Origin of the sequence: Enterococcus silesiacus, assembly GCF_001886225.1 — a bacterium.
Classification (GTDB): Bacteria; Bacillota; Bacilli; order Lactobacillales; family Enterococcaceae; genus Enterococcus_L; species Enterococcus_L silesiacus.
On sequence record NZ_JXLC01000015.1, the window covers coordinates 57,469 to 69,347 of the forward strand.

At 35.4% G+C, this 11,879-nt stretch carries 12 protein-coding genes; 3 read left to right on the plus strand and 9 right to left on the minus strand.

The window, feature by feature from the left end; translation table 11 throughout:
• Positions 1 to 149 precede the first annotated feature (149 nt).
• Both RV15_RS11140 and RV15_RS11145 read right to left on the minus strand, forming a co-directional pair.
• Entirely contained in the window at positions 150 to 551 is a 402-nt protein-coding gene (locus tag RV15_RS11140; protein WP_071878120.1) for a hypothetical protein, read from the minus strand.
• An 89-nt stretch (positions 552 to 640) separates the two neighbouring features.
• Positions 641 to 1,678: a Tle-like phospholipase domain-containing protein gene (locus RV15_RS11145; protein ID WP_071878121.1), complete on the minus strand. Its 1,038-nt coding sequence runs from the start codon at positions 1,676 to 1,678 to the stop codon at positions 641 to 643.
• A 118-nt stretch (positions 1,679 to 1,796) separates the two neighbouring features.
• Between RV15_RS11145 and RV15_RS11150 the strand changes: the two genes are divergently transcribed.
• Positions 1,797 to 2,138: a DUF1433 domain-containing protein gene (locus tag RV15_RS11150; protein WP_167364094.1), complete on the plus strand. Its 342-nt coding sequence runs from the start codon at positions 1,797 to 1,799 to the stop codon at positions 2,136 to 2,138.
• 57 nt (positions 2,139 to 2,195) lie between these two features.
• On the opposite strand, the gene RV15_RS11155 is transcribed toward RV15_RS11150, so the two are convergent.
• Entirely contained in the window at positions 2,196 to 2,579 is a 384-nt protein-coding gene (locus RV15_RS11155; protein ID WP_071878123.1) for a YccF domain-containing protein, read from the minus strand.
• A 203-nt stretch (positions 2,580 to 2,782) separates the two neighbouring features.
• On the opposite strand from RV15_RS11155, the gene RV15_RS11160 reads away from it, so the two are divergent.
• Together RV15_RS11160 and RV15_RS11165 are read left to right on the plus strand one after the other, a co-directional pair.
• Positions 2,783 to 3,547, plus strand: coding sequence for an SDR family NAD(P)-dependent oxidoreductase (locus RV15_RS11160; RefSeq protein ID WP_071878124.1), 765 nt, complete (start codon positions 2,783 to 2,785; stop codon positions 3,545 to 3,547).
• A gap of 104 nt (positions 3,548 to 3,651) precedes the next feature.
• Complete coding sequence (locus RV15_RS11165) at positions 3,652 to 4,023, plus strand: PaaI family thioesterase (protein WP_071878125.1); 372 nt, start codon at positions 3,652 to 3,654, stop codon at positions 4,021 to 4,023.
• Positions 4,024 to 4,154: 131 nt separating this feature from the next.
• On the opposite strand, the gene RV15_RS18740 is transcribed toward RV15_RS11165, so the two are convergent.
• The 6 genes from RV15_RS18740 to gyrA form a co-directional block, all read right to left on the minus strand.
• On the minus strand, positions 4,155 to 4,322 hold the full coding sequence (locus tag RV15_RS18740) for a coiled-coil domain-containing protein (RefSeq protein WP_167364095.1): 168 nt from the start codon (positions 4,320 to 4,322) through the stop codon (positions 4,155 to 4,157).
• A 127-nt stretch (positions 4,323 to 4,449) separates the two neighbouring features.
• Positions 4,450 to 4,881, minus strand: a complete 432-nt coding sequence (locus tag RV15_RS11170) for a hypothetical protein (protein ID WP_071878126.1) — start codon at positions 4,879 to 4,881, stop codon at positions 4,450 to 4,452.
• A 210-nt stretch (positions 4,882 to 5,091) separates the two neighbouring features.
• Positions 5,092 to 6,108 (minus strand): WxLIP family cell surface protein, encoded by a 1,017-nt coding sequence (locus RV15_RS11175; RefSeq protein ID WP_071878127.1) that lies wholly within the window; start codon positions 6,106 to 6,108, stop codon positions 5,092 to 5,094.
• Positions 6,109 to 6,277: 169 nt separating this feature from the next.
• Complete coding sequence (locus RV15_RS11180; protein WP_071878128.1) at positions 6,278 to 6,775, minus strand: WxL domain-containing protein; 498 nt, start codon at positions 6,773 to 6,775, stop codon at positions 6,278 to 6,280.
• Positions 6,776 to 6,912: 137 nt separating this feature from the next.
• Positions 6,913 to 8,718: a hypothetical protein gene (locus tag RV15_RS11185; protein WP_071878129.1), complete on the minus strand. Its 1,806-nt coding sequence runs from the start codon at positions 8,716 to 8,718 to the stop codon at positions 6,913 to 6,915.
• A 630-nt stretch (positions 8,719 to 9,348) separates the two neighbouring features.
• Positions 9,349 to 11,868 carry a DNA gyrase subunit A gene (gyrA, locus tag RV15_RS11190; protein ID WP_071878130.1) on the minus strand — a complete coding sequence of 840 codons (2,520 nt, stop codon included), beginning with the start codon at positions 11,866 to 11,868 and terminating at the stop codon, positions 9,349 to 9,351.
• Between the last annotated feature and the right edge of the window lie 11 nt (positions 11,869 to 11,879).

Genomic DNA, 11,879 nt, shown 5'->3' on the forward strand with positions numbered 1-11,879 from the left:
ACTACTTGAATTTTTTAATTTCAATTACTTGCAATTTTATTTAGATGGTAATTATCTTAATTCTAACACAGCAAAGCTCAACTACAACATTCCACTTGTTATGACATATTATCTTCAATATGTTAACAAGATAAAATCAACTAACTTCTTTAAAGTCTTTCCGCCATAGAAGATAATGGCATAACCTCTAATCTCAACTGACTCATCGCTTGAGAGTATATTTTGCCACCATTACCTTCAATCATTTTACCTGCACTTCCCGTAATCTTCTCTAAATGAACTGTTGCACCAAAAAATTTCTCTACGGCTTGCCTTTTTACTTGATCTAATTCTGGCTGTAATTCATTCTTCTTACTCACGCATTTAGCACGTAATGCAACTAACTGTAATCTTTTTTTCTCTTTCTTTTGATAATCTGCTAACTGCATTTTATACAACGTCAGAACAGCAGTATTTGGTTCTTTCAATCCAGATTCAAACGTAATTTTTTGTTGCAGGTTTGAAATCGTATCACCATACGACTCGCCACCTAAATTTAATAAATCATCCATACATAACACTCCTAAAAAAATACTTTATCGAACATACCTCTCGTGTAGGCATCAGCTTCTTCCGCTATTTTTGCTGACGACATTAATTGTTACGCCTTTTCTTCTATTTTCATAGATACAGTATCGATTGATTGAAATAATTCTTCCGCAATACTTTCATCTATCAAAGAAACATTCATTCCGCTTCCATGAGGAAAAATTGATTTTAAGACATCTTCAATTTCATGATGCTCCAACTCAGAAAACTCTTCATTTCCGATAATTTCACTTCTCATTCGTTCTATTTCATCTACTTCAAAATCTATGTATTTCAACAAAATACGCTTCATATCTTGGTACTCTTCCCCAATCAATCCGTGAATACCAGCAGTATCTCGCATAAATTCTGGGGAAAACATGACATTAATTGCACCATCTTTCCTGAAAATATTTCTAAATGTATTCGTCATATGACTAGCAATTAGCACATCTAATGATTCGCTATCGACTAAAAAGCATTTCCCAATTCGCTTGCCTTTTGGTATATAACCAACAGGATCCCAAGAATGACGGTAATCAACAATTTTATTGTCATAGTAACCAGTATCAACTTTCACTTGATAATCTTTTGGTAATAGTCGATAAGCTCTTGCAGAAGCATAGGTCACTGCTTGTTTATCTTTTAAGACAGCCATGTATTGTGCTAAAGCACCACCTAGACTATGACCTGTAAAATCATAACTTTTTGTCTCGTTATCCCGTAAAGTTTCATCAACAAAGTTTTCATACCCTAGAAATTGATTACTTACTCTATTTGCTAGTGAGTCATTGGCGTCTTTAATTTCAGAAGGTTTGAAACCTATTCCCAATGTAGAAAGATTTTGTTCCCAATCAATTGCACTACTTGTTCCTCTTGAAACAAAAGTTATATTTGTATACTCCTTTATTTTTCCTGATAGCATGTCTTGGTATTCTTTATCTGAAACAACTGCGATTCCTTGAAGATCACTTACTGAATGATCGACTGAGTTTATAACTCGCCAAATGGTATTATCTGACAACCTGATAGGACTTCCAATTTTCAAACTCTCATTATCGTAGGCTTTTTCTGATAAACCAAAATATTGTTCATCTGTTAGTTGTACCATATCCCGACCTCCTGTATAATTAAATCGACTAATAGTATAACATGGGGTGGCTATGAAAAAGAATAAAATTACTATTTTAATTTTAATAATTTTAATTTTGATAACAGGGGGGCTCTTTATGGGGAAAAATAAAGACATCGATATACAAAAAAAAAGAATCGAAGAATATGTACGGTATAATTACAACAATATTGAATCAATAACATTCACAGATTCAAAAAAAGTGCCAACTGGTAGTACGTATGTTCATGGTTACATAAATGAAAAAAAGAATTTAAGTTTCTCTGCTTGGCTGACACCAAATACGTTTGAAGGAGAATTTACTAATAGCCCGGAGCTCGATCAATTAAGTAAATATGAAAAGAATAAACTTCCAAACGAAATTGAAAAAGAACAACAAGTAGAAGAAAATAACATAAATCAATCCTCCACTTGGTTTTCTGATAAATATAGTCAATAAGGTTATTATGAAAAATAAAAGTAGCTAAGCTTACGATCCAGCTTAGCTACTTTTATTTTATTCCATGTAAGTGCTATTTGTAGGTACCACTTGCGCTCCAAACGGCATCAATGCTAGCTTAGCTAGTTTAAATGATTGCATCCCAAATGGTATTCCGATAATTGTCACACATAAAATAACTCCGCTGACGCAATGTCCTACCGCCAACCAAAAACCACTGAAAACCAGCCAAAGGATATTCACTAAAAACGAGGTTGTACTCGTGCTATATACAACTCTTTTTCCAAATGGCCAAAAGCTCAACCCTGCAAGCTTGAAACACTGTAACCCAATCGGAATTCCAACAATTGTAATACACCAAAAAATTCCAGCTAAAAGCCATGTCAAACCACCAAAGAAGCCTCCAAAAATAAACCAAATAATATTACCTAGACAACCCATTCTTAATTCCTACTTTCTTCTTAATTCATTATAAAAATAAATTATACTACAAAATTAGAAATTAAACCTTCGCTTTATGCATAAAATTATCTGTTCTTTTTTCGAAAGACTCTCCTGCAAACTATTGATAAAGTAGCTGTATTGAATAAAAAAATACACAGTCTTTATTCAATAGAATTGTAGATAAATAGGAGCTGGATAAGATGAAAAAATTAACGAACAAAATAGCTTTAGTCACGGGAGCAAGTAGAGGGATCGGTCGTAGCATTGCGCGACGTTTAGCAAAAGAAGGGGCATTTGTCATCGTTCACTATGCGAGAAAAGAAGATGAGGCAAAAGCAGTTGTTCAACAAATTAAACAGGAAGGTGGTGAAGCTTGCCTGATTGGAGCAGATTTTAGTACACTAGCTGGGATTCAAACATTTTATGAAACATTGGATCGAACACTTTATAAAAATAAAAATACGCAAAAAATCGATATTCTTGTCAATAATGCTGGAATTGGTCAAGTAGTGGGTTTAGAAGAATCCACTGAGAGCTCTTTCGATGAAGTGATGCAGTTAAACGTTAAAGCACCCTTTTTTGTTACACAAGAAGCTTTACCTCGATTGAATAATAAAGGACGCATTATTAACATTTCGTCCTTTGTTACACGCGTAGCTTCTCCGGACGTATTTACTTACAGTATGTCTAAAGGAGCGATTGATACATTTACCCTTCTTTTAGCTAAGCAATTAGGATCTCGTGCCATTACAGTCAACGCAATTCAACCTGGTATTATCAATACTGAAATGAATGCTGACACCTTAAAAAATCCCGAAGGACAAAAATATGTATCCAGTTTATCCATCTTTAATCGTTTGGGTGAACCAGAAGATATTGCTGATATTACAGCATTTTTAGCTTCTGATGATAGTCGCTGGGTTACAGGACAGCTAATAGATGCAAGTGGTGGAACGCATTTATAATTTATAATAATGATTAGTTGCACGATTAAAACGGCTAGCATATACGATCCATAATTCACCTATGGTATACTTAAATAACAAAGATAAGGAAAGGATCGATTTTAGTGCATTTACTAGACTATCTAAAAATCGAAACAACTGAACTATCAAAAGAAAAAGTTGTCTTAACAATGAAAATAGAAGATTATCATAAACAACCTTATGGCGTTTTGCATGGAGGAATGAATGGCATTTTGATTGAAACAGCTTGTAGTTTAGGTGCCAATGAGCAGCTAGATCAGGATTCATATGCAGCTGGTATCGATCTTCAAATCAACCATCTAAAAAGTGTTGCCGATGGAGCGTTGACTGTAGTTGCTACAGCTGATCGCATTGGGCAAGCCATCCAAGTTTGGGAAGGTAAAATCTTTAATGCTTCTGGGGAATTGACTGCTGTTGGCCGTTGTACATTAATGAGTCGTAAAATAAAGAAGTAATAACCAAGGGGTTGGAACAAAAGCCTGTCTCTAAGGGAGCTGTTTTTTAAACCACCGTTTATGCGAATTTTAAAGGTCTGTGACATCATAACGCTAAGTGTTATGATGTCACAGACCTTCTTTGTTATCTTTTAAAAAATCGTTCTTGCTAATCCAATCAGCATTCCCATCACTGGCACTAATACCCAGATCCATGAATTCCAATCATTTTTATTCTCTTCTTTCATTGTTGCTAAACGTAATCTCAAGTTTTCATTTTCTAATTTCAATGCTTCGATTTTTTCATTTTGGTTTGTCAATTTCATCCGCTCCTAAATTAGTTGATAAACTTATTATGACGGATTCTACAACAGAAAAATAGACGCTTTTGTCAGGAATCAACATGACAAATGTCATCCTTTTTTCAACATAAAATTTAGCCTTAAACTAGATTATTTCCCCTGTAATAACTTTTAAATTCATTAGTAAAGAGGTCATTACCTCTAATTCTCTTTGATCCACCTCTGAATATTTTTGATTCATGATTTTTTCTCTTTCTTTTTTGACAAGTAAATACATTACATTTAATTCTTCTGAGGTTAGATTTGATAAGTAAACGTGATTCGGTTCTGAATAGGCAAAAGCTTCTATTTCAAATGTTTCTGGATTTCTTTTCAAACTTGTTCTGATCTGAAAACCATTTGAAAAGGTGATCATCTCGACATAAAGATACTCTGAAAAGGTGATTGGTCTACGCTCATAAATAGTCGTTTTTCCTCCGAATATTTCCAGTATGTTTTCAAGAAAGTTTGATAATGCCGTTCCAATATTTAATTGCTTTGAAAAAGTTTTTGATAGTAATAATTTCTCTTGTGTCATCATTTTTACCTCTCACTTCTTATTACCCTTTATTATAATCATACTTTTTTCCAAAACAAAGCAAAACGATATTTCATTTTTTTATATTTTAAATTATAATGTCAAATTTCAGTAATTTTCACCTCAATATCGCTTGATAATTTTGTTTCTTTAGACTAAAAGCCGCACATTTTCTGCAATGTGCGGCTTTTAGGGAGATTTTAATAAATTTTATTGTTCTTTTTTTACTTGCTGAAACTTCCATAATGTATAACCTAATATCAATAAAAGAATTAAAATAACAATTCCCATGATCACAATGATATATAGCCATGAAGAATGTTCTGGCGCTTCGTCAACAGATTTTTTGTTTAAAGTATTCGCTTCTTTTTGATCAATTGAAAAATCTTCGCTAAATGTCCACGTTCCCTCAGCATTGACTAATTTTATTGTATAAGTATATTCTCCTGATTTAAATTTATCATTCAACATAGTAAATAAAGAAAATTCACTATTGGGAGCAAAGCTCATACCGTTTCGTTTTTCTTGGACGATAGCTGTTTTTTGCCCTTTTTTTGTAATAGTGAAAGTTCCTTCCACTTGCTTCATTACTTTCGGTTGAGGATTTTTAACTAGCATTTGAACGGCATTTCTTTTATTGATTTGTGTTAATTGGACTGGACCACCTTGCAAATTTGGTGTGATGTCTTGATCGTTTTCTGACAGTTGAACTGCAATGGCATATTGAAACTCATTTTTAATCATTTTTTTTGAGTCGTCTTTATCGTCTTGCTTTTTAGCAATCGTTATGCCGCCTAAAATCACGCCATCAAAAGAATTTTTTGGTGCAGTTAATGCTATGTAGATGACTTTTTCTTCCCCACTTGCAATGGAAATCGTCTGTTCTCGCTTTTCAACTAAATCCGAAAATTGTTGCTTTGATTCAATTGATTTTACACTTGGTTGGCTATAATCTACAATTCCGTTCATATTTGTTGTCGCTGAATTTACGCTGACTATGTACTCTGATGTTTTATTTGCATAATTCGTGATTTTGATAGGCAATTCTTCTTTTTTTTCTGAGGAAGTACGGAGATTAAAATAACTGTTATTATCACCGATTTGACTCCCCGTTATCTGAGGTTTAACTGTAAAATCGATACTTTCCTCAGCCTTAGCAATAGTTGGACTTAGACTCAAGAAAATGGAAAGTATACTTAGAAACAATAGAATCGATTTTTTTTTCATATTTTTAAATTCCTTTGCTATTTATTCAATTAGTAAGAAAAGAGAGCGAACTCTTTATTTTTCATCATTCAAGAGAATGAGACAGAAAGGTTTAGCATCATTTGTTCGGATTTTAAGGGTCTGAGATATAACTCGACGAGTTATTCTCAGACCCTTTGTTTCATATTTCTTAATTCCCCTCTGGACCGCTTGTTAATGTCCATTTTAGTGTTGTGCTGTATGTTGCTGCTTTTACACTGTTTGGAACATTCAAGGTTGCTTCAAAAGATTTATCCTGTACTAATTCATAACTATCTGCTTTGGCTTGTGACGCAAAAGGTTGAGAAGCGGTATTTACTGCGTTAGAGACACTTGAAATATCAATCGTCATTGCATCATCCCACGTTGCAACAGTTGCTTTGGCTAGAGATACATCCCACCCTACATAACTTCCTCTATAATCAGTAACAGTGATTTCACCAGGTTTCTTAATCGTTTTCGACGCTGTACCATCTAATGTCAGTGTACCAAAGTTAATTTCATCTGTAGCTGAAATCAACAATTCGCCACCTTCGACAGTCGTCTTAGCAACGGTTTCACCTTCTAATACGTCTGCTTGTGCTGGCATTGCAACCAGCATTGTTCCTAACAAAATTCCTGTTACTCCACTCATTATGACACGTTTCATATATTCTTCTCCTTTTTATTTCACTTATGCTAGTAAAATATTTTTAATAAATTTGTTGTTTACTTTTTATTGAAACCTCTAATAATTTGAAGAGAAATTATTTTGTTAAACCAATCTTCTCATCGTTCGTTTAGCATTTATGGTCCTGCAGTTAACGTCCATTTTATTGTTCCTGTATATGTTTGAGCTTTCAGTGGTTCATTGGCTGGAATACTTAAGAATAAGCCACTTTTTGAGTCCCATGTCTGCAAGGGAGTCGTTTCAGACGGTGCGTTAGGATCATCTTCAAGCGTTGAATTAAAAATTGGCACCGCGGAATGATTCAAAAATTGTTCCTGTGCATTATCTGAGTCTTTATAGACGACGTATTGACTTAATAAGCTGCTATCATCCATAGCTAAACTTAATGCATAATCTCCTTGCAAACCAGCGCCACGGCTATCTTCGATGGACAATCCCGAAAGATCATTAATTTTACTATTTCTGCCAACTAGTTGCTTCTCTGGACGGAGTGTAAAATCATCAAAAGTAAGAGATTGCGGCACGGATAGATTTAGTGCTCCTTCTTCCACCAGTACAGTAACTGGATAATCATACTGAATTTTTTTTCCGGAACTAATTGTTTGTTCTACTCTGATTATCGCTTCTTTTTTGCCGAAACTAGTGGCATCAGGATACGATACAAATTTCTTCGATACATTAGACAGACCTTTTGAATCAAGAAGGTCATCAATATGTTCATCAAAATAACTTTCGCTTGTATAGATCGGAACGCTTATCTCGGTCGTTGAAAAAGTAGTCAATTGGATTAAATTTAACCCTTCTTCAGTGACTTCATAATAGACGTCATTTAAGCCGCTAGTGTCATCTGAAAAATACTCATTTCCAACGAAATACAGCCACGCTCTTTCGTATTTTTCGCCGGTTTTTCGCCCGTGCCAGACTTGAACAATATCGCCTACCTCAATACTCGCACGTTCTCCTATTTCATTGTTCCATGCTTCTTTGATTTGTGTAGGTGTATCTTTAGAGTTTAAAGAAAACTGGCGACTAGGAGATAAATTTAAGTTCAAAATACCTAAGTCATCTGCCTGATAAAATGAAACCGTAGAAAAAATTGAATTACCAAATGTTGGCAATGAGCCATAGGTTAAACTACTTGCTCCTTGGCCAGGCTCCATTGATAAACTCGGACCTGCTTGAAGCGTTAATACCGATACGATTCTTCGAGTACTTGTTTCTGTCCATTCGCCACTGATCGCAATGCTGTTGCCCCAGCGCACATTTATTGGGACTTGTACGTCTATCATTTTTGAATTATCTGCGTTTAGGACTATTTGAACAGTTACTCTTTTTTGCCCTGTTGTATCAGTAGGTAAAGAATCTTTGAGTACAACTGTATACTCATCTTCTGTTAAATTTTGCTCTCCCAACTTCACATCCTGGACAAATGTATACAAATCATATTCATTGTCCTTTGTACCTAAAGTAGTTGTTACTGTATTAGGTTTAGCTGTGAGTTTAACCTCTTCAAACGTTATTTTCAGATCTTTTTGAATCACAAATTCTTCACTATCCCATGTATTTTGCGAAAATGCACCCGACAATGAATATGTAACTTCTTGTTCATTAACCGTAGGAAAGAATCGATTTAAAATAACAACATCTACTTGATCTTTCGCTATTTCATCATCTGCTATTGTTATTTGTTCAATCACTTTTTCTTTAATAAATGCTTCATCAATGACTGTTTCTTTTTCTACAACACACTCTGCTTTTGCCGCCACAACTACATTAGGAGATGCCAGTATCGGAAAATTTTCTTCTACTTCTTGAGCATCATTGAAGGTACCTTCCCGGTATTCTAATGCATTAACATAATTTGGACATACTAAGCCAACAAAAAAGAGGAAAGCACTTGTTTTATATAGTATTTTTTTCATGTTTTTTAATTCCCATTTCAAATTAAACCGTTAGTAATAATTTTTACCTACTTCATAAAAAGTCATATTATATTTCTTGCTAGTTTCAAAAAATAGTCACTCTATTTTTATGTAATTAGTTACTGCCTTGATCTCTACGATCTAAATAAAAATTCTAACCGAAATCTCATTTAACTTTTTTTTACACGAGCCTCCTCTTCATTATTATTTTCAGTTTACTTTACAAAAGGTAACAATACCTAAGTTAACACAGCATTAATTCATATTCAATAACTATTAAAAAAAAATTAGAGAAAAAAGTTTTTATTTCTTTTTTTTATATTTATATTTTTTAATATCATCAAAAAAACAACGAAACATAAAATATGACTACCACTATCTTGATTCTTTTCCGATACTTATTGAAACCATTCACTTACTTTTTATTTTACTAATTATAGAAAATATATGTTGGACAAAGATTCCACTTTTTTCGTTCACTTCATCCTCTACTGTAAGCTTAAGAATAAGAAGAAGAGCCTGAGACAAAACTAAAAATCAGTTTTATCTCAGGCTCTAAATCCGAATAAGCGGCGAGACAAAAGCAGCTAATACGCTCCGCTTCGATCACATCAAATTCTTAGTGCACTTTTATTCCTCTATTGTTGTATCTGTATCTGGTGTTTCAGTTTCAACAACTGGTGTTACCTCACCTTCAACTTCTTCAACGATTTCAGCTGGCTCAGGCTCTACAACGGCCATCGTCACAACTTTTGCATCATCTTCCATTCTCATCAAACGAACACCTAATGTCGCGCGTCCTGTTTGAGAAACTGAATCGACGTTGAAACGAATAATGACCCCTTTATTGGTGATCACTAGAATATCTTCATCCCCACGAACAGTCGTAAGTCCTGCTAGCGGACCATTTTTCGCTGTGATATTAGCTGTCTTGATCCCTTTACCGCCACGACCCTTCACAGGGTACTCAGAGGCTTTTGTGCGTTTACCGTAACCATTTTCCGTCAACACTAGAACTTCCGTGTCAGCGTCCAGTAAAGAGGCTCCTACGACGTAATCTTCTTCTCTTAGACGAATACCACGCACACCAGATGCTGTACGGCCCATATCACGAACGGCTGTTTCAGCAAATGTCACAGAATAACCATTATGCGTTCCGATGATCATGTTTTGTTCGCCGTTGGTTAAAACAACATTGACTAATTCGTCATCTTCTTTCAAACCAATTGCGATCAAACCGTTACTTCTAATGTTAGAAAAAGCTTTAACCGCTGTACGTTTAACAGTACCTTTACGAGTCGTAAAGAATAAATAGTGCCCTTCTTCGGCTTGTCCTTCGACAGCGATGATTGCTTGGATCTTCTCACTAGAGTCGATACCTAGCATGTTGATCACAGGGATTCCCTTCGCTGTTCTGCCGTATTCAGGAATTTCATAGCCTTTAGCACGATAAACTTTACCGTTATTCGTAAAGAATAATAAGGTATCGTGAGTTGAACAAGAAACAAGGTTTTTCACGAAGTCATCATCATGAACGCCCATTCCCTGAACACCACGACCGCCACGGCGTTGTGCTCTAAATTCACTGTTCGCTAAACGTTTAATATAGCCATTGTTTGTCAGTGTAATAACAACTTCAGCTTCTTCGATCAAGTCTTCATCTTCTAAACTTAGGACTTCACCAACTAATAATTCTGTACGGCGAGCATCGCCATATTTATCATGAATCTCACCTAACTCTGTTTTGATGATCTCAATGACACGTTCTGGTCGAGCTAAGATATCATTCAAATCAGCAATGAATTTCAATAATTCTTGGTATTCATTTTCGATCTTATCACGTTCTAAACCTGTTAAACGGCGTAAACGCATATCCAAAATCGCTTGTGCTTGACGATCAGAAAATTCAAAGCGTTCGATCAAAGAAGCTTTTGCTTCATCATCTGCTTTTGAATTTCGGATAATTGCAATAATCTCATCAATGTGATCTAAGGCAATTCGCAAACCTTCTAAGATATGCGCACGTGCTTCAGCTTTTTTCTTATCAAATTCTGTACGGCGTGTAATAACTTCTTTTTGGTGCTCGATATAATTTTCAAGAATTTCTTTCAAGCTTAAAATCTTAGGAATCCCTTTTTCGATTGCCAGCATATTAAAACCAAAAGAGGTTTGTAATGCTGTCATCTTATACAGATTATTCAAGATAACAGAAGCACTCACATCACGACGAACATCAATGACGATCCGCATACCTTCACGAGAAGACTCATCACGTAAATCAGTGATTCCTTCAATCCGTTTTTCACGATGCAATTCTGAAATTCGTTCAATCAAGCGCGCTTTGTTGACCATATACGGCAGCTCAGATACTAAGATACGTTCTTTACCGTTCGGCATATCAACGATCTCAACTTTCGCACGAATCGTGATCGATCCTCGACCTGTTTCATAGGCGCGGCGAATACCTGATTTACCCATCACTAAACCACCTGTAGGGAAATCTGGTCCAGGTAATACTTCCATCAATTCATTGGTTGTTGCATCTGGATTTTCCATCAATAGACTAGCAGCTTCGATTACTTCCGCTAAATTATGTGGTGGAATATTCGTTGCCATCCCTACAGCAATCCCTGTCGTCCCGTTCACTAAAAGGTTAGGGAAACGTGCTGGTAGTACATCTGGTTCTTGTTCTGAGTCATCATAGTTTCCATGAAAATCAACAGTATTTTTATTGATATCACGCAGCATTTCCAAAGCAATCTTACTCATTCTAGCTTCGGTATAACGCATAGCAGCAGCACCATCACCATCGACAGAACCGAAGTTTCCGTGTCCATCAACTAGCATACTGCGATAGCTAAACGGTTGAGCCATCCGCACCATTGCTTCATAAATGGATGAATCACCATGTGGATGGTACTTACCCATAACATCCCCAACGATACGAGCTGATTTTTTATGTGGTTTATCAGGTGTTACACCTAACTCATTCATCCCATATAAAATACGACGATGAACCGGTTTTAACCCATCACGAACATCCGGTAATGCACGAGCCACAATAACGCTCATTGCATAATCAATGAAGGATTCTTTCATTTCACTGGTCAGATTGACGTCTTGAATGTTCTCTTTGATTTCTTCACTCATGAATCTATCTC